The organism is Brenneria alni (assembly GCF_003666245.1).
GTDB classification, from domain to species: domain Bacteria; phylum Pseudomonadota; class Gammaproteobacteria; order Enterobacterales; family Enterobacteriaceae; genus Brenneria; species Brenneria alni.
The window spans coordinates 55,442-79,436 of record NZ_MJLZ01000005.1 but is presented as its reverse complement, the minus strand read 5'-3'; the positions used below and the strand labels follow the sequence as shown (position 1 = coordinate 79,436).

Genomic DNA, 23,995 nt, shown 5'->3' with positions numbered 1-23,995 from the left:
ACTCCATCGTCTTAACGTTTGTCTTTCTCCCCTCCGGTATTTGGCCTGAGCGGGAGAAAGACCGCCATCCTCCCTTCACGCGGTATAGCGCAAAACAACCCTCCTCTGTAGTGAGAATAACAGGGCGAATGCTTTTCCTGCGGCATATGTCCGCATTCATCATCACCACGGAACAGGTGGCTGCTTCATAGCCAAAACCGATAATTACCTTGAACTGGCCACGCCATATAAAAAGGTGGGGACTTTATTATTCTCTGCGGAACCCAATACCAATTCGGGCCACCATAATTACAAACACAGCAAGTGTTGTACGGATGTTATCTCAATTAATAAGTTTGGATTGGTCATTTTTAGGACAACGATTTTTAAGGAGCCGTCAAGTGTTCAATATAGATCCCGTGTTTTATAACGTAAATGCATACAATCAATTATGCGAAGCAGCTAAAAACGCCGCGCCACAGCATACGCAGGCTGTAAGTGATGAGCCAGCCAGCGCTTACAATAATGCCAGCAGATTTCAATATCCCCAGCCACAAGCGCCGCATCCTGCAACCAGGATGGCCGCCACTCCTGGCTATGGTAATCTGGACCCGGTGTTTTATAACGTAAATGCATACAATCAATTATGCGAAGCAGCTAAAAACGCCGCGCCACAGCATACGCAGGCTGTAAGTGATGAGCCAGCCAGCGCTTACAATAGTGCCAGCAGATTTCAATATCCCCAGCCACAAGCGCCGCATCCTGCAACCAGGATGGCCGCCATGCCTGACTATGGTAATCTGAGTCATCTTGCACAAGGCTTTGTTGTCGTAATTCAGCCGCCACTCAGTAGCTTTTCATCGTATGGGCCGACCAGCAGCGCTCCATCGCATAGCCCTTCGCTAGGTTTTGACCCTGGAAGAGGGATGGAGCAGGGATGCGTTTTGTCCTGTATAGCTACGGTGGCTGGCGTGTCTTATGAAAAAGCACGTGCAGAGGCGGCAGATTTGGTGGGTTTCCACACCTATAGCCCCGGATTAAGGTTAAAAGATGCGAAAAAAATTCTTAACTCCCTGGGAGTTACATCCTCCAGACACAGACAGAAGGGTGTCGACTGGAAAGATCTTCCTGATTTAGCCATTGTGTCGGTGGGCACCAGTAGTACTCGTCATGCGGTTGTATTTGAAAGAAATGGAAATAACGAATATATCTACGATCGAAATAACTACGGGCCGGTTCCTCGTTTGTCGAACTATCAATTGTTGAATGACGATTTTTATCTGAAAATTGATCGCAATAGTTAAGATGACAATAGGCTATGCTCGGCACGGGCTGATGGCCGAATGGGGCGGGGATAAGTTGAAGTTGGTTTTGGCGGGATTCCGATAAACAAACCCTCCCGTATTCAGGAGGGGAAAAGACGTTCCGTGGTGGTTATGCCTTACGCCGCCAGCGTATGCTGGGCCATATTGGTCAGTAGCGTCTTGATGAACTCAACGCGCTGTGGGCGGGCGCTTAAGTCCTTAATGAATTTCAGGCGCGTCGGTCCATCTAATCGGTAAGTACCTGGATTATGCTGAAGCAGCCCGATCAGGTGGGCCGGATCGACGCGGTTTTGTTCGCTGAATTCGATAAATCCGCCTTTTTCATTGCCTTCAATCCGTTTTATTCCCAGCAGCCGGGCCTGCTGACGCAGTTCGGCGATCTGCAACAGATGCCGTGTGGCATCCGGCAACAGACCGAAACGATCGATAAGCTCGACTTTGAGTTCTTCTAAATCATGCGATTGTTTCGCACTGGCAATACGTTTGTAAAAGGACAGACGGGTATTTACGTCAGGGATAAAATCCTCTGGCAGCAGGGCCGGTAAACGCAGTTCAACGTCTGTCTGGTTGCTGATGAGGTCTTCCAGTGATGGCTCCCGACCGGCTTTCAGCGCTTCAACGGCGCTTTCCAGCAACTCCATATACAACGAGAAGCCGACGCTGGCCATTTGCCCGCTTTGGTCTTCCCCCAGCAGTTCGCCGGCGCCGCGTATTTCCAGATCGTGTGTGGCGAGCGCAAAGCCCGCGCCCAAATCTTCCAGTGAGGCGATAGCTTCCAGACGTTTATGCGCATCGGTGCTCATTGCTTTGGGGTTAGGCGTCAGCAGGTAAGCATAGGCCTGATGATGTGAGCGCCCGACACGGCCACGTAACTGGTGCAATTGCGCCAGCCCGAAATGATCGGCGCGCTCAATGATAATGGTATTGGCGCTGGGGATATCAATACCGGTTTCAATGATGGTGGTACACACCAGCACGTTGAAGCGCTGGTGATGGAAATCATTCATCACCCGTTCCAGATCGCGTTCACGCATCTGGCCGTGGCCGATGGTGATTCGCGCTTCCGGCACCAGTTCGGCCAGGCGTTGCGTGGCTTTTTCGATATTTTCCACGTCGTTGTAGAGATAGTAAACCTGACCGCCGCGTAAGATTTCACGCAGCATGGCCTCGCGCACCACCAGATTGTCATATTCCCGCACAAAGGTTTTCACCGCCAGACGGCGCGCCGGTGGGGTGGCGATAATCGACAGATCGCGCATACCGCTCATGGCCATATTCAGCGTGCGCGGGATAGGTGTGGCGGTCAGGGTAAGAATATCCACATTGGCGCGCATCGCTTTAATCCGCTCTTTATGCCGCACGCCAAAGCGGTGCTCTTCATCCACAATCAGCAGACCCAAATCGCGCCAGTGGACATCATTCTGCAACAGCTTATGGGTGCCGATCAGAATATCAACCTTGCCTTCCTGTGTTTCTGCCAGAATCTGCGTTTGTTCGCGGGCGCTGCGGAAACGGGAGATCATTTCGATTTTAACCGGCCAGTTGGCAAAACGATCGCGGAAATTGTCGTAGTGTTGCTGCGCCAACAGGGTGGTCGGCACCAAAACGGCCACCTGTTTATGGTTTTCCACCGCCAGGAACGCGGCACGTATCGCCACCTCGGTTTTACCAAAACCCACATCGCCGCACACCAGGCGATCCATCGCCAGCGGCCGACACATATCGCTCAGTACCGCATTGATGGCCTGCGCCTGATCGGGCGTGGTTTCAAAAGGGAAACTCTCGCAGAAAAGCTGATATTGGCCTTTGTCATGCTTAAAGGCAAAACCGCTTTTTACGGCGCGCTGGGCGTAGACATCCAACAACTCGGCGGCTACGTCGCGCACTTTTTCGGCGGCTCTCTGCCGTGCGCGTGACCAGGCATCACCGCCGAGCTTGTGCAGCGGCGCGCTTTCGTCAGCGCCGCCAGCATAACGGCTGATCAAATGCAGTGAGGAAACCGGTACGTAAAGTTTATCTTCTCCGGCATAGGTCAGAATCAGATATTCGGCTTTAATGCCGCCCGCCTCCAGCGTGGTTAATCCGACATAGCGCCCCACGCCGTGTTCAAGATGCACCACCGGCTGACCTGGACGAAGTTCCGCCAGATTACGGATCAAGGTGTCGGTATTAATCGTTCGCCGGTTATCCTGCCGCCGCCGACTGACCCGTTCACCCAGCAAATCGCTTTCACAAATCAGTGCCCGCTGGCCGATCGTATCAATAAAACCATGCTCGCTGGCGCCGATAATCAGATGGACGCCGTTGCTTTTTGCCTGATCCAGATGATCAATAGGCGTGGGGTTCAGCTTGATGCGCGCCAGCAGATCTTGCAGGGTTTCGCGGCGGCCCTCGCTTTCGACAGAAAAAATAACCTGCCCGTCAAATTGTTCGATAAAGCGGCGCAAGGTATCCAGCGGCGCTTTCTGCTGGTGCTGGATGGCCAAATCGGGCAATGGCAGATAGCCAAGATTCACATTGGCGGCTTTTTCCGGCAGCGTATCGGTTCGCAACTGTACCCGCGGCCACGCTTTAAGCTCGGAGAACAGGCAGTCAACGCGCAGCCATAGCGACTCCGGTGGCAGTAGTGGCCGCATGGGATCAACCCGACGGCTTTCGAAACGTTGTTGAATATCTTGCCAAAAACGTTCGGCGCCCTGTTCGATATCGCCGGTGTTGACCAGCAGCGTGTTATCAGGGAAATAGCTGAACAACGATGGCAGCGGCTGACTGAAAAACAGCGGCTGCCAGTATTCAATACCGGCGGGCCAGGCGCTTTTACTCACCTGCTGATAAATGTGTTCCGCATCACGACGGACTTCAAACTGTTCGCGCCACTGGCTACGGAACAGTTCGATGGCGTTTTTATCGGTCGGAAATTCGTGGGCGGGCAGCAGATTGATTTGCGGCACTTCATTTAATGTCCGTTGTGTATCGACATCAAAAAGCCGCAGACTGTCGATTTCATCGTCAAAAAAATCAATCCGGTAAGGATCTTCGCTCCCCATTGGGAAAAGATCCAGCAGCGCGCCGCGTGTCGCGTATTCTCCGTGTTCCATCACCTGGTCGACGCTGCGGTAACCGGCCTGTTCCAGTTGAGAACGCAGCTTGTCACGCGACAAATGCTGGCCTTTTTTCAACATCAGCGCATAGCCGTGCAAAAAATTATGCGGGCAAACTCGTTGCATTAGCGTGTTGACCGGCAGGATCAGCACGCCCCGATCCATTAACGGTAGCTGATACAGGGTGGCAAGCCGGTTGGAAATAATTTCCTGATGGGGCGAAAAACTGTCGTAAGGCAGCGTTTCCCAATCAGGCAAGGTGGTAACGGTCTGTTCGGTGAGTTGCTGAATTTCGTCGCGCAGACGTAAGGCGTTCTGCATATCAGGGGCGATAAGGATGACCAGCCCGGCGTAGCGGTCGACAATCTGTGCACATTCTACGGCACAGGCTGCACCGGTTAATTGTCCCAGCAGGCGTTGCTCACCCGATTTGAGCGGCAACGAATAACGATATTTTTCAGGCATAATCTGATTATCAGGTCTCGACCCCGGTATCCGCTAAGAAAAAGCCGGAGAGTGAGGGTGTTAGGGTTCCATAAAGCGGTACTACCCTTTATTATCCTTGATCACTTTGCTTTGGCAACCATATCCAGACGGATTTCATGTATCAACCTGTCGCATTATTTATTGGCTTGCGTTATATGCGTGGCCGAGCATCAGACCGCTTTGGGCGGTTTGTCTCCTGGTTATCGGCCATTGGCATCACCCTTGGGGTGATGGCGCTGGTAACTGTGCTGTCAGTCATGAATGGCTTTGAGCGTGAACTGGAGAACACTATCCTGGGGTTGATGCCACAGGCGTTGATTACCACTCCACAGGGATCGCTTGACCCACAGACCCAACCCGCGTCGTCTCTGGACTCTCTACCGGGCATTACCCGCCTGGCGCCGTTAACCACCGGAGAAGTAGTGTTGCAAAGCGCACGCAGCGTCGCCGTGGGCGTCATGCTGGGCATCAACCCGGATGACCCGGAACCGTTGTCGCGCTATCTGGTGAATGTAGAGCAACGGCAGCTACAGCCGGGGCAATATCAGGTCATTCTCGGTGGGCAACTGTCGGCTCAACTGGGGGTAAAACCAGGTGAACAACTACGTCTGATGGTGCCCAGCGCCAGCCAGCTCACACCGATGGGGCGTATCCCCAGCCAGCGGTTATTTACCGTTGCGGGTACATTTTCCGCCGGCAGTGAGGTGGATGGCTATCAGTTGCTGGTCAATCAGCAGGATGCCTCACGGTTGATGCGCTATCCGGCAGGCAATATTACCGGTTGGCGTCTGTGGCTCGAACAACCGCTGGCTGTGGATACGTTGAGCAGCCAGACATTGCCGCAAGGACTGGTCTGGAAAGACTGGCGTGAGCGCAAAGGCGAGTTATTTCAGGCGGTACGGATGGAAAAAAACATGATGGGGCTGCTGTTGAGTCTGATCGTCGCCGTTGCCGCATTCAATATCATTACCTCACTGGGCTTGCTGGTGATGGAAAAACAGGGCGAGGTCGCTATTCTGCAAACGCAGGGACTCACCCAACGTCAGATCATGGCGGTATTTATGGTGCAGGGGGGAAGTGCCGGGATCGTCGGGGCATTTTTAGGCGCGGTTTTAGGTGTTCTGTTGGCCAGCCAGTTAAATACTCTGATGCCAATGCTGGGATTATTGCTTGACGGCGCGGCATTGCCGGTGGCGATAGAACCGTTGCAGGTTGTCACCATCGCGCTGACCGCCATGATCATTGCCCTGTTGTCCACGTTGTATCCGTCATGGCGCGCCGCCGCCGTTCAACCCGCTGAGGCTTTACGTTATGAATGATTTACTGCTGTTGCAGTGCAATAACCTGTGCAAGCGCTATCAGGAAGGCAAACTGTCAACGGATGTCCTGCGCAATGTCTCCTTTGAAATGCGCAGCGGGGAAATGATGGCGATTGTCGGCACCTCTGGTTCCGGCAAGAGTACATTATTGCATTTATTAGGCGGACTGGACTCGCCAACTTCCGGTGAAGTCGTCTTTAAAGGGCAGCAGATAAACCAGCTTTCAGCGGCAGATAAGTCTGCGCTGCGCAACCAGGAATTGGGTTTTATTTACCAGTTTCACCATTTGCTGCCGGATTTCACCGCGCTGGAAAATGTGGCCATGCCATTGTTGATCGGTCATGTACCGGTATCGCAGGCACAGCAAAAAGCGCACGACATGCTGGCGGCGGTTGGGTTGGCGGCGCGCAGTCATCACCGCTCGGCGGAGTTGTCCGGCGGGGAGCGTCAGCGCGTCGCTATCGCCAGAGCGCTGGTGAATAGCCCGTCACTGGTTTTGGCGGATGAGCCGACCGGCAACCTTGACCAGCGAACGACGGATACGATTTTTGAACTACTGGGTGAATTAAATGCCCGCCAGGGGACGGCGTTTCTGGTTGTTACCCATGATTTACAACTGGCTGGACGCCTGAGCCGTCAGTTGGAAATGCGTGATGGTCAGTTGCAGCAGGAACTGACGCTTATGGGAGCGCCGCAATGATGTTTCCTCCGCTTTCCCTGCTGATTGGCCTGCGTTTCAGCCGTGGTCGGCGGCGCGGCGGCATGGTTTCGCTGATTTCGGTTATTTCGACGGTAGGTATTGCACTGGGGGTCGCGGTACTGATCGTCGGTTTAAGCGCGATGAATGGTTTCGAACGCGAGTTGAATAATCGGATCCTGGCAGTGGTTCCCCACGGTGAAATTGAACCGGTTAATCAACCCTTTGACGGCTGGCGGACGATTTTGTCCAAAGTCGAGCAGGTGCCGGGCGTTGCGGCGGCGGCACCCTATATTAATTTTACCGGCCTACTGGAAAATGGCGCCAATCTGCGGGCCATTCAGATGAAAGGCGTTGACCCGCGGCAGGAGAGCCAGCTCAGTGCATTACCCCGTTTTGTGATGAATAATGCGTGGCAGCGATTCCGTGCCGGGGAGCAGCAGGTCATTATCGGTCAGGGGGTGGCAAAAGCGCTCAACGTCAATGAAGGCGATTGGGTGACGGTGATGATCCCCAATAGTGATCCGCAAATGAAGCTGATGCAGCCGAAACGTATCCGCCTGCATGTCAGCGGTATTTTGCAACTCAGCGGTCAGCTTGATCACAGTCTGGCGCTGGTGCCGCTGGCGGATGCGCAGCAATATCTGGATATGGGGGAGAGCGTAACGGGGATTGCGATTAAAGCCGCGGATGTATTTACGGCCAATAAACTGGTGCGGGACGCGGGTGAGGTCACCAATGCCTATGTCTCTATTCGCAGTTGGATCGGCACCTATGGCTATATGTATCGTGATATCCAGATGGTGCGCACCATTATGTATCTGGCGATGGTGCTGGTGATTGGCGTGGCTTGCTTTAATATCGTTTCAACGCTGGTGATGGCGGTAAAAGATAAAAGCAGTGATATTGCCGTGCTACGCACACTTGGCGCTGCGGACGGGCTGATCCGGGCTATATTTGTCTGGTATGGCCTGCTTGCAGGACTGCTGGGCAGCGTGATCGGTGTTGTTGTCGGCGTGATCGCAACGTTGCAGTTGACCAACATTATTCGCGGTATTGAATCGATAACCGGTCATCGTTTCTTATCGGGCGATATTTATTTCATCGATTTTCTGCCGTCAGAGTTGCAAGTGATAGACGTTATCAGCGTGCTGGCAACTGCACTGCTGCTGAGTTTGATCGCCAGTTGGTATCCGGCGCGGCGCGCCAGCCGGATTGATCCTGCACGGGTGTTGAGCGGGCAGTAAGTTGCGTGGGAATGTGTCATCAACCATCAGGGGCGGTTATGTATTACGGTTTTGACATGGGCGGCACGAAAATTGAGCTGGGTGTATTTGATGCCGCGCTAAACAAGGTTTGGCAGAAGCGGGTTGCCACTCCCCGCAACCATTATGACACGCTGCTAAATACGTTGGTTGAATTGACAAAAGAAGCCGATGCACTGACAGGAATGGAGGGCAGCATTGGTATTGGCGTACCGGGGATACAAACCCCAGGAGACGGTGCTTTATTTACCGCAAATTTACCGGCAACCATGGGACGCACACTCGGTCTGGATCTGAGCCATTTATTACAGCGCGAGATCCGTATTAGCAATGATGCTAGCTGTTTTGTCCTGTCTGAAGCCTGGGATGCGGAATTCCGTGCTTACCCGGTAGTACTGGGGATGATTCTGGGCACCGGGGTCGGCGGCGGGCTAGTGGTGAATGGACGCCCGGTGGATGGGTTAAACGGCATCACCGGTGAGCTTGGCCATTTCCGGTTACCGTCTGACGCGCTGGATATTATCGGTGAGGATATTCCACGGGTTAAATGTGGCTGTGGGCAGTCTGGTTGCATTGAAAACTATATTTCAGGCCGTGGATTCGAGTGGCTTTATGCCCATTTTTATCAACAGACGCTGCCCGCCGTGACCATCATCAGACATTATCGTGCGGGTGAAGCGAATGCCCTGGCGTTTGTCGACCGTTTTATGGATTTACTGGCGGCCTGCCTGGGCAACCTGTTTACCCTTTTCGATCCCCATCTGCTGGTGCTGGGTGGGGGGTTATCGAATTTCGATGAAATTTATCAGATATTACCGACTCGTTTGCCCACACGATTATTGCCGATTGCCAAACTGCCGCGCATAGCCAGAGCGCGTTATGGTGATGCTGGCGGCATTCGTGGCGCGGCTTTGCTACACTTAATGGATAAATAGCAGGAGCAGTTATGCATACGCATCAACGTTTAGGACGTTTTCATAAAGGGAAGCGTATGCGTCAGCAGCGTCTGCGCGCACGTATTTTCCACCGAGACTATCTGGCGGCAACTGAAGTGAAAAAACCACGAGTCGTTGTTTTAACCGGTGCGGGCGTTTCCGCAGAGTCCGGCATCCGAACCTTTCGTGCGGCGGATGGCCTGTGGGAAGAGCATCGGGTTGAGGATGTGGCAACCCCTGAAGGTTTTCATCGTGATCCTGAATTGGTTCAGGCCTTTTATAATGCCCGGCGCCGTCAGTTACAGCAGCCTGAAATTGTGCCCAATGCGGCACATTTAGCGCTGGCCAATCTGGAAACGCTACTGGGGGATAATTTTTTACTCATCACGCAGAATATTGATAATTTGCATGAGCGCGCCGGTAGCGAACGCATTATCCATATGCACGGCGAGTTATTGAAGGTGCGTTGCTGTCAGAGTGGACAGATTTTTGACTGGCCGGGGGATCTCTCTGCCGACGACCGCTGCCACTGCTGCCAGTTTCCCGCGCCTTTGCGCCCGCACATTGTATGGTTTGGCGAAATGCCGCTGGAAATGGATAAGATTTATCAGGCGTTGTCACAGGCCGATTATTTTATTGCTATCGGTACATCGGGGCATGTCTATCCTGCCGCCGGATTCGTGCACGAAGCACACGCGCATGGCGCTTATACACTTGAGCTAAACCTTGAACCGAGTCAGGTGGAAAGCCAGTTTGATGAAAAAATCTATGGCCCGGCCAGCGCCGTGGTGCCTGAATTTGTCAGCGCATGGCTGACGCGGCGGAAAAGTATCAAATTTTAGGCTGTCAGTTTTCTATGGTTTTATCTGCGGAGTTTACTCTCCGCTTTTTTCTTTCTGTGGCGGCGCGTGGGTTTCACATTCGTTGACCTGATCAAACGCAAAAGTCGCCGCGTGATTAAAGAAACAGAATTCGCTTTCACGACAGTGGCAAGGGATCGTCGTTTTTGACGAAGAGTCAGGGCGGGGATAAGCATCTCGCCGTATGATGCGTCGAAAGGGAGTCAGCATACCGTTATCCTCATACCAATACCGTTGAGGCGCATCGCCAGACGAACCTAATGAGAAAGGTTCTCATATAACTAAGCGTAGCCCAGACTGTTGACAAAGCTCATTATTAGGGAGAGCGTGCTGAGGGGTCGTAGCGGCGTAAGCCGCCGGAGCGCCCCTCGGTACGGTAGGCCCGTGCATCTCAGGCTTACAGGCGACTTTGTCAGCAAACTAAGCGTAGCCGATTTTTTTTCTTTGTCGCGGATGGATTATGCAGACTTTGACTCCGGGGTACACCCAGTTAAAACGACAGCAACATGCGCAGGATCGCCAGCGGTTGATACTGCTGTTTTTTCTGGCACTACTCACGCTGGCCATCGGCTTGTGTGCGGGCGAACGCTGGATTTGGCCCTTAAACTGGCTGGATGAAGCACAGCGCATCTTTGTCTGGCAGTTGCGTTTACCCAGAACGCTGGCCGTAATGCTGGTGGGCGCGAGCCTGGCAATGTCCGGCGCGGTGATGCAGGCCATTTTTGATAACCCGCTGGCCGAGCCAGGGCTGCTTGGTGTCGCCAATGGCGCGGGGGTGGCGCTGGTACTCACCGTATTACTGGGGCAGGGTATGCTGCCGATATGGGTGTTAAGTCTGAGCGCTATCGCAGGCGCACTATTGATTACTTTTTTGTTGCTGCGCTTTGCCCGACGGCATGTCTCCAATGCCCGTTTGCTGTTGATTGGCGTGGCACTGGGGATCGTCTGTAGCGCGGTCATGACCTGGGCGGTCTATTTCAGTACCAGTCTGGATTTGCGCCAGCTTATGTACTGGATGATGGGCGGTTTCAGCGGAATTGACTGGCGGTATGGCTGGCTGATGCTGGCCCTGGCGCCATTGATCCTATGGCTGGGCCGCCAGGGGGCCGTGCTGAACGGGCTGGCGCTGGGCGAGATACAGGCGCGTCAACTGGGGGTGTCGGTCTACTACTGGCGCAACGTGCTGGTACTGGTCATCGGCGCGTTGGTCGGGTTGAGCGTTGCGCTGGCGGGAGTGATTGGATTTATCGGCTTAATTATTCCACATATGCTGCGCCTGTGTGGATTAACCGATCAGCGTTATTTATTAACCGGCTGTGCGCTGGCTGGCGGCTCGATTCTTATGCTGGCTGACATTGTGGCGCGGGTGGCGCTGGCTTCAGCCGAGTTGCCGATTGGCGTGGTTACCGCTACGCTGGGTGCGCCGTGGTTTATCTGGTTGTTGTTGCGCAACAGGCTTTAGCCCTCTGCCGGGCAGAAATGGCTGACGGCCTCCATTTTCACAGGATAAAAAGGATTAAGACGATGAGTAATGAAATCTACGCCATTCCCCTGAAGACCATTGATGGTCAGGAGACGACGCTTGAGCCCTATCAGGGGAAAGTGGCGTTAATTGTCAATGTTGCTTCAAAGTGCGGCTTAACCAAACAGTACGACGCGTTGGAGAAAATCTACGAAACCTATGGTGATCAGGGATTTGTGGTACTGGGATTCCCATCGAACGAGTTCGCCGGGCAAGAGCCGGGCAGTGATGAAGAAATTCAGGCGTTTTGCCGTGGAACATTTGGCGTTCAGTTCCCGATGTTCAGCAAGATCGAAGTCAACGGCACTGGCCGCCATCCGCTATACCAACTGTTGATCCGTGCACAACCCAAAGCCGAGGGTTCGCTACTAAGCGGGTTTTACGCCCGTCTGGTTAATAAAGGCCGTAAGCCCGCTCACCCGGAAGATATATTATGGAATTTTGAAAAATTCCTGATCGCCCGTGATGGCAGCGTGATACAGCGCTTTTCACCCGACCTTACCCCGGACGATCCGGTGATTATCGGCGCCATTGAAGCGGCGCTGGCAAAGTAATTGGCGCTGCAATCTCCATCCTTGTTGCAACTGAGGCAGGCAGGTGTCTTTCCCCGTCTGTCTCCGGTTGATGCTGAGTGCGGAACGGGCCGATTGCTGCATATCATCGGCCCGAACGGGGCAGGGAAAAGTACCTTGCTGGCCCGGATAGCGGGGATGCTTGACGGAGAGGGAGAGGTATATTTTTCCGGCCGGCCGCTGTCGGGCTGGCCTGCACAGGATCTGGCGCGGCGACGAGCTTATCTTGCCCAGCAGCAGCCTCCTGTATCGATGATGCCGGTATTTCAATACTTACGGTTGCACCAGCCGCCAATGGCCAGTGAGACGGTTATCGAAGAGGTGGTTAATTTTCTGACAGACCGCCTGATGCTGGCTGACAAACTGGCGCGAGCGTTAACTCAGCTTTCCGGTGGGGAGTGGCAGCGTGTCAGGCTGGCCGCCACGCTATTGCAGATATGGCCGACGGCCAACCCCGAGAGCCGCCTGCTCCTGCTGGATGAACCGGCCAACAGTCTGGATGTGGCGCAACAGGTTGCGTTGGACGATCTGCTCCACTCGCTTTGCCAGTCGGGCTTAACGGTCATTGTCTGCGCGCATGATCTGAACCACAGTTTGCACCATGCCGATGGCGTTTGGCTGATGTCCTCCGGGCAATTGGTGGCGCAGGGCGACACCGCCGGGGTGATGCAACCAGAAACCCTGTCGCCCGTCTTTGGCGTTAATTTCCAGCGCTGTAGGGTCGATGACCGATACTGGTTGATAGCCTGCCGTGATCGGCCAGCCGTTGATTGAAAATAGGAAGAGTCAGCTTTACTTGCCAGTCGTGTCTTTTCGACGCTAAATTACCTATATATCATTCTGATAGATTTCATCCGCCGGTTTTCTGCATCGACTGGCGGATTTTCAGGTAAAAAGCATGAGACATCTAAAATATTTATTGCTGTTGGCAAGCCTGATACTGGCGGGGTGCAGTGGTCATAACAATCCTCCGCCGAATGCGCGTCTGAGCGATTCGATTATGGTGGTGGCTCAGTTGCATGACCAACTCAGACAATGGTACAGAACGCCTTATCGTTATGGCGGTCTGGATCGCAACGGTGTTGATTGTTCTGGCTTTGTCTATTTGACGTTTCGTGATCGGTTTGGCATCCAGTTACCGCGCAGTACCGATGAGCAAACCGAAGTTGGGGAACGGGTGGATCGCGGCAACCTTATACCGGGCGATCTGGTATTTTTCAAAACAGGCAGCGGCGGCAATGGGCTGCACGTGGGTATCTACGATAAAGACGATCAGTTTATCCACGCGTCCACCAGTCAGGGCGTCATTCGCTCATCATTGGAAAACGTTTATTGGAAGCGGGCCTATTGGCAAGCCCGGCGTATCTGATTGCTTCAGCTTATCGCCGATGAGGGCAACCTATCATCATTATGGCACTCTGCTGTTGAATGCGGATCTGAGCCGTTTAACCGACTATCTCAACCCAGATGTGAAAAAATTACAGGCGAGTTGAATCCCGCTCTTCTGGAAGCCCTGGCCGTTGCCTTATGCGGTACGGCGTATCGTCCAGAAAATATGGCCGCTGTCTGTCAGCAAATGGCAGAAAAATTCCCGCAACAGCATAGTGAATGACAACAAATGGAAGCGTGGCTAGCGAGGAGTGTCCGGTAATATACGGATACTTTTATTCCTTAATTTTTCATAAGTGTGAAAAATGTATTGTTCTGGTTTATAAGTTAAGTAGCATATTTTATAGGTTGTAACAGCTACATGCTCATCAGGCTAGAAGTAGACTATATCAATGATTATGTTTTCTGGCCTATTTATAGCTTGGAAGGGAAGTTATTGGCCGTTGAAATGGTAAACAGATTTAATAGTCTGTCAGGGAACCTAAGTATGCCAGCAGATATTTTCTTTAACATGTTAACATTATCTCAACAGCATGAATTAATTAAAGAAAACATTAATTTTATAAAAAATAAAGCTGACTGGTTTACTCATAATCATATTCTTCTGGTTCTGAAGGCTAATGATGAAATAGTGAATTTTCTAATGAAAGCAGAAACAATTCGTAATGATATCAATAGACTGTCTTTTGTTCATTTGGAAATTAATGAATTATTCCCACATCTTTCTCAGGGAAAAGAAAATGCTTACCTTTTGAACCTGAGTCAATCATTTAATCTTTGGTTGGATAATTTTGGCTCGGGAAAAGCCAATCTTAAACCCTTACATGATGGACTGATTAATACAGTAAAGATCGATCCAAATCTTATGGAGCATCTACTATCCCAGTCTGCAAACACATTGATTATGGAGCCATTATTACGGATTATCAAAAATTATTATCCAGGGGTAATGATTATCGCTAAAGGTATCGACACCGCTGATTATTTGAGTAAAGCCAGGCATTTGAGTATTGATGCGGTACAGGGAAATCTTTGGCCAGCGGTGCACTTTGATGAAATTAAAACACAGGTTAATTTCTTTCCGTAAATCACAGCGCGGTTCCTGTATATGCCCTTCATCTTTCATGTTGCAGGTGTGTCGGGCGCGTCCGTAAAGAGCCAACGCGTTGCGTTGTGCAAAACGACGACGTTTTGTCCTGCAACTCGAATTATTTAGGGTATACACTTTCCTTTGCAGAGGAGAAAACATGCCGCAGAAATTATTGTTCATTAATCACTACTTTCAACAGTTGCCGGGGTTTTATACCGCGCTAAAACCGACGCCGCTCCAGGGAGCGCGTCTGCTCTATCATAGTAAAGGGCTGGCGGAAGAACTTGGGCTATCTCCTGAGTGGTTTACCCGCAAGCATGATGCGGTCTGGCGTGGTGAAACCTTGTTACCCGGCATGGCGCCGTTGGCGCAGGTCTATAGCGGTCACCAGTTTGGCATGTGGGCCGGGCAACTGGGCGACGGGCGCGGCATTCTTCTGGGGGAGCAGCAACTGGCGGATGGCCGCAACATGGACTGGCATCTTAAAGGCGCTGGCCTTACGCCGTATTCACGGATGGGTGATGGACGAGCGGTGTTGCGTTCGGTTATCCGTGAGTTTCTGGCTTCTGAAGCCATGCATCATCTGGGTATCCCCACTACACGGGCGCTGACGGTGGTCACCAGCGAGCAGGCTATCGCACGCGAACAGGAAGAACCGGGCGCGATGCTGCTGCGCGTAGCGGAAAGCCATGTGCGATTTGGTCACTTTGAACATTTCTATTATCGCCGTGAACCAGAAAAAGTCCGCCAACTGGCGGATTTCGTTATCGCCCGTCACTGGCCGCAGTGGCAGGACGACGGGCAGCGTTATGCCTTATGGTTTGGTGATGTGGTGGAACGCACCGCTAGGTTGATTGCGTACTGGCAGGCTGCCGGCTTTGCACACGGGGTGATGAATACGGACAATATGTCCATCCTGGGGTTAACCATTGATTACGGGCCGTTCGGATTTATGGATGATTACCAGCCAGGTTATATCTGCAATCACTCCGACCATCAGGGGCGCTACGCATTTGATAATCAACCGGCGGTTGGGCTGTGGAATCTGCATCGTCTGGCACAATCGCTGTCGGGATTGATGAGCACGGATGAACTGGAAATGGCATTGGCGCGTTACGAGCCAGCGCTGATGCAGAAATTTGGCGAGCTGATGCGCGCCAAACTGGGGCTGTTTATCGCCGATGGCGCCGATAACAATATTCTGATGGGCTTATTGCGGTTGATGCAGCAGGAGGGTGCTGATTACACCCGAACGTTCCGTCTGCTGGCGACGAGCGAGAAAAACGACAGACTTTCCCCCCTGCGTGATGAATTCATCGATCGTCCGGCGTTTGATCACTGGTTTACGGCGTATCGCAAACGTCTTGCGCAGGAACCACAGGATGATGCCGAACGTCAGCAACGGATGAAAGCCGCCAATCCGAAATATATTTTGCGTAACTTCCTGGCCCAACAGGCTATTGAAACGGCGGAAAAAGACGATATCCGCGTGTTGGCCCGCTTACATCAGGCGCTTTGTCAGCCGTATGCCGACCAGCCGGAAATGGATGATCTGGCGGCGTTACCGCCAGAGTGGGGCAAACATCTTGAGATATCCTGCTCCAGTTGAAAGACAGGCTATTGGCGCAGATAGACTTGTGGGATCGGATAATCGGGGTGCTGGCCGACGTTAAGATCAGCCTGATACCAGCGGCTGAGGATCTCCGTTTGCAGTACCTGATCCGGTGAACCTTGCGCTACCAGTTTCCCTTCATGCAGCAGCAGAATGCGATCGGCATACAGGGCGGCCAGATTAAGATCGTGCAGGACGCAGCAAACGGCCAGCGGCTGCTGCCGGGTCAGTTGCTTTAGCAACCGTAGCAGATGTTGCTGATGATAGAGATCCAATGCCGAGGTGGGTTCATCCAGAAACAGCCAGCCCGGCGTCGGCTGCGGGTGCCAGAGCTGTGCCAGTACGCGGGCCAGTTGCACACGCTGCTGCTCACCGCCGGAGAGGTGGCGATAATCCCGCGTTGCCAGATCTGAACAGCCGGTTTGCTCCATGACCCGCCGAATAATGTCATCATTGTGTCGATCGCGCCCATAGGGTGATCGTCCCATTGAAACAACATCCTGCACGCTAAACGCAAAAGCCATTGTGCTGTGCTGACGCATCACCGCACGGGTTTTCGCCAGTGCGGTGGGCGTCCACTGTGAAAACGGCCTGCCGTTTAATAAACATTCACCCTGATGAGGCGTTAAATACCCGGTCAACAGGCGCAGCAACGTGGATTTGCCTGCGCCATTCGGCCCGATAATCGCCACGATCTCACCGCAGTTAATCTCCAGAGAAATCGTGTTGGTCAGGCATCGTCCGGCAGTATGGAAACTCAGATTACGGGCCACCAGCGCGTTGTTGTGAATGGCGTCATTCATTTCCTCGTCCTTTATGCTGTACGATCAGCCATAAAAAGTAAGGCCCGCCAATCAGACTGGTTAACAGCCCGACGGGCATTTCCGCCGGGGACAGCAGCGTACGGGCCAGCGTGTCTGCGGCCAGCAACAGACTGGCGCCGCCCAGTACGGAGCCTGGGATCAACCAGCGGTGATCGGCGCCCATATGTAACCGGATCAGATGAGGAATAATCAGCCCAATAAAACCGATAATGCCGCTGACGGCAACCGCGACGCCGACCAGCAGCGAACTTAATAGCAGCAGCGTATGTTTGGTTCGTTTTACGTTAACGCCAAGATAATGGGCTTCTTCATCACCCAACTGTAACAAATTTAATTTACCGACTTGATACAGGGTCATCGCAATGGCAGGGATCACCAGCGTGGCCGCCACCAGCAGCATCGGCCACTGTGCCTGCCCCAGACTTCCCATACCCCACAGCGAAAACTGGCGCAGTTGCTGATCGTTACTGATATAAGTTAATACGCCGATGGCGGCGATGCACAGCGCATTAAGCGCAATGCCGGCCAGCAATAGCCGTGTTAGCCCGCCCGGTTCGCTGCGGCTGAGGACAAAAATGACGGCGGTAATCGCCAGGCTACCGGTAAATGCCGCCAACATCGGGCCGTAGAGTGACAGCAATGGCGGGAGTCCGAGCGGCAGAACAATGGTTAACGCCACACACAGCGCCGCGCCGCTGCTGATCCCCAGCAGGCCGGGGTCGGCCAGTGGGTTACGGAACAGCCCCTGCATAATAGCGCCTGAACAAGCCAGCGCACTGCCGACCAGAACGGCCAGCAGGACACGAGGCAGACGGATATTCAACCAGATATGCCACAGCGGATCGTCAAATGGCGTCTGCCACAGGATGTGAAACGACAGGGCGAGTGCGCCCATATTTGCTGCGCACACCATCAGTATCAATAAGAACAGCAGCAGACCGGCCAGCAGGTAGCGAGGATGAAACCGTGGGGTCATTTTATTTGTTCTGCCGCCTGACGGAGCGTTGCCATCAGGGCTGGCGTTTCCAGTGTAAAGCCGAGTATCGCCATGTCATCAACAACCAGCAAACGATTATTTTTTCCTGCCGGCGTCAACGACATGCCCGGCAATTGCCAGATTTTCGCTTCACCGCCCAGACTTTTTAATCCCTGACTGGAGATCAGGATCAGATCCGGGGCGCTGGCAATCACTCCCTCCTGTGATAATGCCTGATAGCGCTGGATGCCCTGCATGGCATTGTTTAATCCGACGCTACGGATGATGGTATCGGCAGGGGTATTCTGCCCGGCAGCCATTGCGGTCATACCACCGTGGCTGAGAACGAAAAGTACCTTAACCGGCAGGGGGGTTTTGGTTACGTTGGCCACTTGCTGCTGGTAAGTCTCAGTCAGTTTCTTACCTTCCGCTTCTTTTTGTAAGGCCTGAGAGATGATGTCAATTTTTTGCGGAACGGTTTCCAATACCGGCTTGGCCGGAACATGAACCACTTTGGTTCCGCTGTCTGCCACCTGCGTTAACACCAGAGACGGCTGAGACAATTCACTGGCGATCACCAGCGAGGGTTTCATCGCCAGAATGCCTTCGGTATTGAGCTGACGCATATAGCCAACGTCGGGCAGTTTGGTCGCGGCATCGGGGTGAAGACTGGTGCTGTCTCTGGCGACCAGATCCTCCTGCGCGCCCAATGCATAAATAATTTCAGTGACATCACCACCAATAGACACAATACGTTCTGTTGCTGAAATGCTGAACGGTAAAACCAGGAGTAACGGAAATAGCCAGTTTTTCATGCGGCAAGATCCTTAAGCGGTTTGAGCGCACCAATCTGGTCGCGCCATTGCTGCTGCTCCGGGGTGCCTTCGGTACGCTGTCCGAATAACTGAGCAATTTGCGTACCATCCGCAGCGTACAACTCCAGGCTGGTCACGATACCGTCGGCGGTAGGTTTACGCGTGATCCAGCTCTCGGCAATGGCGTTTTCAATCAGATGCAGCGTGAAGTCTTGATTAAAAATATTAATCCATTCGGCATGTTGTTCCATCCGTTCCACTCGTTCGATTTTCCCGGTGAAAATCTGTACGCAGCCACGGTTGCCGACAAATACCATGATTTCATTCTGCGTGTCTTTGGCGGCGAACAAAATTTGTGACAGCGCATCGTTATCAACCTGATAAGCCAGATCGTCGCTGACGGCGCGGAAAGCCTGCTGGCGGGTAAGGTTGTAACGCCTCAGCAGAATGAAAAATTGGTGAACGTCGGTCATGGCGCGCCAATCCGCTTCAAATGCCGGGTTAGGCTCCGCAGACAAGGTTTGCGTAACGTCGCCTGTCAGCGGGCGAATTTGCAGTTCGGGGTTTTCGTTGCCGGCAAAGGTCTCAATGAACTGCTGCCAGGCTTGCATATCGGTGGTGTCGGTGGTGTAAACCTTCAGAATGGCATCACCCTGATGGTCAAAAAACTGAATACTTTGACGTTCGCCGCGTGGCGTGGTTTCCCGCAGGGCGAAAGCGGATGCCCATTGATGCAGGAATAAACGTAAATCCAGCTCGCGCGGATTAAGGATCAGACCGGCGTGACCGTCCAGATGCTGGTTGCGGTAATAGCCGACATGCTCATGGACGGCATAGTGATTGCGGGTAATTGACTTGGTATTACCAACCTGCTCCAGCGCGTTCAGCCAGGTTTTAGCATCACCTTGTAGCCGCTGTGCATCATGACCGACACGCGAGTGCGTCAATTCTGCTTCACTGATGCCGAGCAGTTCAGCCAGATCGCGGGCATATTTACGCGGATGCGCAATTTTGGCCTGTAGATATTGTTGGTAAATTGAAGTCTGCATTGTCGCTTCCTTATTCTTTGTCATTGTCACAGCCTAGCCAGAAATTAATGAGAATCATTTTCATGTAACAAAAACGTTACATCAAGTGAAATTTTCTTAATCCAGCGGCAATGACGGGCGAGGAAGTGCTTGCAGAGTGCTGATGAGCAACGTAGCGGCGAATGCCTGTCTCTTGAACATGAAATGGGGTCAAGAGACAGGACAAGGGAGGGAAACTATGATTATTTCAGTTCAGGCCAGTAGTCGCGGTTAGCCTTGATCAAATCATCAAGAATGGCTTTCGCTACGCTGGCGCTCGGTACGGTTTTAGACAGGCTGATGGCCTGCCACAGTTTTTGATAAGAGTGTTCCACCCAGGCTTCCACCACCAGTTTTTCCACCGCCACCTGTTGGCTCATCAATCCTTTCTGGAAGGTGGGAATATTGCCCATCTGCAACGGTTCTGGCCCGTTGCTGCCGACCAGGCAAGGAATTTCCACCATGGCATCATCATCGAAATTATTGATCGCGCCGTTGTTTTCTACGATCAGCAACATCCTTTCCTGCGTATTAAAGGCAATGGCCCGCGCCAGATCGACAATATAGGAAGCATGTTCGTCAATTTCAAGCTCGCCGGCAGACCCGGATTTCGCGTTGATAATGGCGTTACAGGAGCCGAATACATGTTTCTCACGACCGGCCATCACTTCATTGGCGCGGGTATATTCAGGGTTGGAATGCGCCACCACATAGTCCGGGAAGAAATAGTATTTCAGATAAGTGTTCGGCAGCGTTTGTGGGTCCAGTGCGTATACGTCTTTTGCCTTGGCAAAGGTATCATTCCAGCTTGGCTCGACATTACTTTCTTCGCCGGTATGCGGAATGTAGCCATATTTCGCCACATGTTCGCAAATGGCGGGCAGTAGTTCTTTGCCGTCTTTGTCCTGAACGGAGGTCCACCAGCCAAAGTGGTTCAGCCCATAGTAGCGGACTTTCATTTCCTTACGTGATTTCAGACCGACGATCTCCGCCATCCGTCCTTCAATACCGATAGGCATATCGCAAATATTAAGAATCTTTGACTGTGGACGGAGTTTCCGCGTGGCCTCCGCTACAATGGCGGCTGGGTTGGAGTAGTTGAGCATCCAGGCATTAGGCGAATATTTTTCCATAAAGTCCACCAGCTCCAGCACGCCGCCAATGGAGCGCATACCATAGGCGATACCGCCGGGGCCACAGGTTTCCTGACCGACCACGCCGTGGCGCAGCGGGATTTTTTCATCCAGTTCACGCATCGGATATTTCCCGACGCGAATATGCGCCATAACAAAGTCCACGCCGGTAAAGGCCTCTTTGGGGTCAGTGGTATAGCTGAAAGCAATGTCCGGCGCCTGTTCCTGCAGCAGGATCTTGCAGGCTTCGGCGACAGTTTCCTGCCTTGCTCCGTCATTGTCATAAAACTTCAGTGTGCCGATGGGAAAGCGATCGCGATTTTGTAACAACATCAAAACGATGCCAGGGGTAAAAGTACTACCACCACCAGCGATAACAATTGAGAATTTTTTCATGAGTGAACCTCCGTAAGACGTGAATGTTGCATCAGATTTTCCAGACGATCGCGAACCTGCGGAACCGATAGGCCGACGATAATTTGAACGGCATTGTCGCTACGCACCACACCATGAGCGCCTAACTGACGGAATATGTCGTCAGGCTGCATTAGCGCGGGGTTGGCGAGGATGATACGTAAACGTGTTGCACAATTGGTCAGGTTGACGATATTGGTTGCTCCGCCAAGAGCATCCAGATAGGCCTGCGCCTGTTCAATTAGATCTGTTGGCTGCGTGGTTTGCTTGCTACGCAGGTCTGTTTTGGTATAGAGCTTGATATCGCTGTCTTCCCGCCCCGGCGTTTTAACGTCGAAACGCACAATGATGGTGCGGAAAACGAAGAAATAGATGAATGTAAACGTTATGCCGACAGCAATCTGGATCACCATATTCATGGCATGATTATGAAACATCGGCAGCCAGTTTTGGGTAGCAACTTCGATTAATCCGCCGCCCATGTTGCCTACTACGCCCAGCATGTACATCACTGTCGCCATAGTCGCGGCCAGCAGGGCATGAATGGCAAACAGGAACGGCGCGATGAACAGGAAGGTGAACTCCAGCGGTTCGGTTATTCCCACCAGTACTGCGGTTAGTACCGCCGGGATCAACAGACCGGCGACTTTGGCTTTATTTTCCGCGCTTGCTGTCGCGTAGATCGCCGCCGCAATACCGACTGAACCGAACATTTTGGAATTACCGAACAGCGCGAAACCGCCCTGAGGAAACAACTCTTTTAACGGCAATGTTGATTGGCTGAAAGCCTGAATATTTTCTATCCAGTTAACCTGAATCCCACCTTCCACCGCGACCGGACCATAGATAAAAGGGCCATAAATAAAATGGTGTAAGCCTGTTGGGATCAGAATCCTTTCTAAAAAGGTATAGATCCATACACCGACGGCGCCCGACGCTAACATCAGATCCTGCAATGAGGAAATACCCATTTGAATTTTCGGCCAGATGAGCAGCGTTAACCAGGCAGCAGGCAGCATAATGAAAAAGCTGACAATAACCACATAAGCCGTTCCCTGAAATATGCCGAGATAAACCGGTAACGGTTTATCGTAAAAACGATTATGAATAGCGGTTATCAGGCCGGAAATGGCAATGGCGCCAATAATACTGGTGTCAAGCGTTTTTATTCCGGCAATCATGGTTAATCCGCTTACGCCGCCAATATCGGCAGTGAAATCGACGTTAAAATATCCTCCCCACTGCGTCGCCATAGCTTGAATAAGGTAATTAAACGTGAGGTAGGAAACTACCGAGGCCAGGCAGGCTCTGGCCGGAGCCTGATTGGCAAGGCCAATCGGCAGTCCCAGGGCAAATACCAACGGCATATTGCGAAATATGGTCCAGCCACCTTCTTCAATAACGTGGATGATCTGAAAAAATAAACTATCCGGGTTTGCAAGTTCGCCAACAAACATTGGATTGGTTAGCATAATTGCAAGGCCGACGATAATACCGGCGAACGGGAATAGCAGTACGGGAGTAAACATCGCTCCACCAAATCGCTGGATTTGACTTAGCATAGTTGTAGTCCTTCATTTTAAATTTTGTAGGGGTAAGTTATTTTTTCTGTACGTTTAAATACTTCTTAGTGACTTGAGAATATGAAGATTGAACGAGTCAGGTAGCATTTTAACCAGAGATTTGTGAACTTAATCATGATTTGGTGATAGCCTGAGAGGTACGCTTTTTGGTCTTCTTATAGATCTCTTGGCGCGACCAGTGGGGGTGGCTGCGTAGATTGTCTTTTAAGATATTAATAATTAAATAAATTTCATTGAAAAGGATGCCAAAATGAAACACCCTGATAGTGAGTTAGAGGTCTGAAAGTGATCTATAAATTTATCGCGGAACAGATCCGCTCACGTATAAATTCATCCGAGTTTCGCGTGAGCGAAGCGTTGCCGTCAGAAAAAAAACTGGCCGTTGAATTTTCTGTTTCGCGTATGACGATCCGCAAGGCCATCGAGCAACTGGCGGCGGAAGGTTTGCTACAGCGTCGTCACGGTAGTGGAACCTATGTATTGCAGAAAAATGTTCAACATGAGATCCATGCACTGAACAGTTTTGCTGAGAATATGCATCGTATCGGGCGTATGGGCAACAATGAGGTGATTGATTTTCGTATTATTCCCTCACCACCGGCTATTTCCCGGCAACTGCGCCTGCGGACTGACGAAAAAATCTACTTTGCCCGCCGTATACGCTTTGTGGATGGGAAACCCGTACAGCTAGAAGACAGCTATTTGCCGATTGCCCCTTTTCCCGATCTCTCTATCAAACACTTGCAGGGGTCTAAATTCGCCTACATTGAAGATGAAAAGCACATTGGGATTGCGGGCTGTTATGAGGCTTTTTCTCCGATTCTGGCGGATAGCGCCGTTGCCAGATTATTAAAGGTCAATGAAGGTTCACCGCTGTTACAGATGACGTCACTGGCGCAAACTGTTGACGGTGATTATATCGATTTCTCGATAATGATTTACAACGCTCATGACTATCAGGTGAGCTTTTATATACAACGCAATAAACTCACTTTATAAGTTAAACAGAAAGAGAGCCTCATCGGAATAGT

The 23,995-nt window shown here is 52.1% G+C and carries 22 protein-coding genes; 14 read left to right on the top strand and 8 right to left on the bottom strand.

Annotation, left to right across the window (positions count from 1 at the left end):
- Positions 1-380: 380 nt before the first annotated feature.
- Positions 381-1,283, top strand: coding sequence for a hypothetical protein (locus tag BIY29_RS04180; protein ID WP_121573893.1), 903 nt, complete (start codon positions 381-383; stop codon positions 1,281-1,283).
- 137 nt (positions 1,284-1,420) lie between these two features.
- Here the strand turns inward: BIY29_RS04180 and mfd are convergent, their stop codons facing one another.
- Positions 1,421-4,870 (bottom strand): transcription-repair coupling factor, encoded by a 3,450-nt coding sequence (gene mfd / locus BIY29_RS04175; RefSeq protein ID WP_121573892.1) that lies wholly within the window; start codon positions 4,868-4,870, stop codon positions 1,421-1,423.
- Between the two features lie 137 nt (positions 4,871-5,007).
- On the opposite strand from mfd, the gene lolC reads away from it, so the two are divergent.
- The 5 genes from lolC to cobB are packed head-to-tail and all read left to right on the top strand — an operon-like array spanning position 5,008 to position 9,949.
- Positions 5,008-6,210, top strand: a complete 1,203-nt coding sequence (gene lolC, locus BIY29_RS04170; protein ID WP_121573891.1) for a lipoprotein-releasing ABC transporter permease subunit LolC — start codon at positions 5,008-5,010, stop codon at positions 6,208-6,210.
- Positions 6,203-6,910 (top strand): lipoprotein-releasing ABC transporter ATP-binding protein LolD, encoded by a 708-nt coding sequence (lolD, locus tag BIY29_RS04165; RefSeq protein ID WP_121573890.1) that lies wholly within the window; start codon positions 6,203-6,205, stop codon positions 6,908-6,910. The genes lolC and lolD overlap by 8 nt, the downstream gene beginning before the upstream one ends.
- On the top strand, positions 6,910-8,154 hold the full coding sequence (gene lolE, locus BIY29_RS04160; RefSeq protein ID WP_121573933.1) for a lipoprotein-releasing ABC transporter permease subunit LolE: 1,245 nt from the start codon (positions 6,910-6,912) through the stop codon (positions 8,152-8,154). Before lolD ends, lolE begins: the two co-directional genes overlap by 1 nt.
- A gap of 38 nt (positions 8,155-8,192) precedes the next feature.
- On the top strand, positions 8,193-9,107 hold the full coding sequence (gene nagK / locus BIY29_RS04155; RefSeq protein WP_121573889.1) for an N-acetylglucosamine kinase: 915 nt from the start codon (positions 8,193-8,195) through the stop codon (positions 9,105-9,107).
- Positions 9,108-9,118: 11 nt separating this feature from the next.
- Entirely contained in the window at positions 9,119-9,949 is an 831-nt protein-coding gene (cobB, locus tag BIY29_RS04150) for a Sir2 family NAD+-dependent deacetylase (protein ID WP_121573888.1), read from the top strand.
- Between the two features lie 33 nt (positions 9,950-9,982).
- Here cobB and BIY29_RS20010 read toward each other — a convergent pair whose 3' ends face one another.
- Entirely contained in the window at positions 9,983-10,177 is a 195-nt protein-coding gene (locus BIY29_RS20010; RefSeq protein ID WP_147437136.1) for a hypothetical protein, read from the bottom strand.
- Positions 10,178-10,427: 250 nt separating this feature from the next.
- Here BIY29_RS20010 and btuC point away from each other — a divergent pair, with 250 nt between their 5' ends.
- The 7 genes from btuC (at position 10,428) to BIY29_RS04115 (ending at position 16,149) form a co-directional block, all read left to right on the top strand.
- Positions 10,428-11,429: a vitamin B12 ABC transporter permease BtuC gene (btuC, locus tag BIY29_RS04145; protein ID WP_121573887.1), complete on the top strand. Its 1,002-nt coding sequence runs from the start codon at positions 10,428-10,430 to the stop codon at positions 11,427-11,429.
- Between the two features lie 62 nt (positions 11,430-11,491).
- Positions 11,492-12,043: a glutathione peroxidase gene (locus tag BIY29_RS04140; protein WP_121573886.1), complete on the top strand. Its 552-nt coding sequence runs from the start codon at positions 11,492-11,494 to the stop codon at positions 12,041-12,043.
- Positions 12,044-12,064: 21 nt separating this feature from the next.
- Complete coding sequence (gene btuD, locus BIY29_RS04135) at positions 12,065-12,835, top strand: vitamin B12 ABC transporter ATP-binding protein BtuD (RefSeq protein WP_170158882.1); 771 nt, start codon at positions 12,065-12,067, stop codon at positions 12,833-12,835.
- Positions 12,836-12,959: 124 nt separating this feature from the next.
- Positions 12,960-13,430: an NlpC/P60 family protein gene (locus tag BIY29_RS04130; protein WP_121573884.1), complete on the top strand. Its 471-nt coding sequence runs from the start codon at positions 12,960-12,962 to the stop codon at positions 13,428-13,430.
- Between the two features lie 120 nt (positions 13,431-13,550).
- Positions 13,551-13,673, top strand: a complete 123-nt coding sequence (locus BIY29_RS20385) for a hypothetical protein (protein ID WP_420808405.1) — start codon at positions 13,551-13,553, stop codon at positions 13,671-13,673.
- A gap of 138 nt (positions 13,674-13,811) precedes the next feature.
- Positions 13,812-14,537: an EAL domain-containing protein gene (locus BIY29_RS04120; protein WP_121573883.1), complete on the top strand. Its 726-nt coding sequence runs from the start codon at positions 13,812-13,814 to the stop codon at positions 14,535-14,537.
- A gap of 160 nt (positions 14,538-14,697) precedes the next feature.
- The gene (locus tag BIY29_RS04115; RefSeq protein WP_121573882.1) at positions 14,698-16,149 is read left to right on the top strand and encodes a protein adenylyltransferase SelO; all 1,452 of its coding nucleotides are present in this window, start codon (positions 14,698-14,700) and stop codon (positions 16,147-16,149) included.
- Positions 16,150-16,157: 8 nt separating this feature from the next.
- Here BIY29_RS04115 and BIY29_RS04110 read toward each other — a convergent pair whose 3' ends face one another.
- The 6 genes from BIY29_RS04110 to BIY29_RS04085 all read right to left on the bottom strand — a co-directional run bounded on the left by BIY29_RS04110 (position 16,158) and on the right by BIY29_RS04085 (position 22,943).
- Positions 16,158-16,955, bottom strand: coding sequence for a heme ABC transporter ATP-binding protein (locus BIY29_RS04110; RefSeq protein WP_121573881.1), 798 nt, complete (start codon positions 16,953-16,955; stop codon positions 16,158-16,160).
- Positions 16,948-17,952, bottom strand: coding sequence for a FecCD family ABC transporter permease (locus BIY29_RS04105; RefSeq protein WP_121573880.1), 1,005 nt, complete (start codon positions 17,950-17,952; stop codon positions 16,948-16,950). The genes BIY29_RS04110 and BIY29_RS04105 overlap by 8 nt, the downstream gene beginning before the upstream one ends.
- Positions 17,949-18,767, bottom strand: a complete 819-nt coding sequence (locus BIY29_RS04100) for a heme/hemin ABC transporter substrate-binding protein (RefSeq protein ID WP_121573879.1) — start codon at positions 18,765-18,767, stop codon at positions 17,949-17,951. Before BIY29_RS04100 ends, BIY29_RS04105 begins: the two co-directional genes overlap by 4 nt.
- Complete coding sequence (locus BIY29_RS04095; protein WP_121573878.1) at positions 18,764-19,816, bottom strand: hemin-degrading factor; 1,053 nt, start codon at positions 19,814-19,816, stop codon at positions 18,764-18,766. Before BIY29_RS04095 ends, BIY29_RS04100 begins: the two co-directional genes overlap by 4 nt.
- Positions 19,817-20,037: 221 nt before the next feature.
- Positions 20,038-21,363 (bottom strand): 6-phospho-alpha-glucosidase, encoded by a 1,326-nt coding sequence (locus tag BIY29_RS04090; protein WP_121573877.1) that lies wholly within the window; start codon positions 21,361-21,363, stop codon positions 20,038-20,040.
- Complete coding sequence (locus tag BIY29_RS04085) at positions 21,360-22,943, bottom strand: alpha-glucoside-specific PTS transporter subunit IIBC (RefSeq protein WP_121573876.1); 1,584 nt, start codon at positions 22,941-22,943, stop codon at positions 21,360-21,362. Before BIY29_RS04085 ends, BIY29_RS04090 begins: the two co-directional genes overlap by 4 nt.
- Before the next feature lie 306 nt (positions 22,944-23,249).
- Here BIY29_RS04085 and BIY29_RS04080 point away from each other — a divergent pair, with 306 nt between their 5' ends.
- The gene (locus BIY29_RS04080) at positions 23,250-23,963 is read left to right on the top strand and encodes a GntR family transcriptional regulator (RefSeq protein ID WP_121573875.1); all 714 of its coding nucleotides are present in this window, start codon (positions 23,250-23,252) and stop codon (positions 23,961-23,963) included.
- Positions 23,964-23,995: the final 32 nt, after the last annotated feature.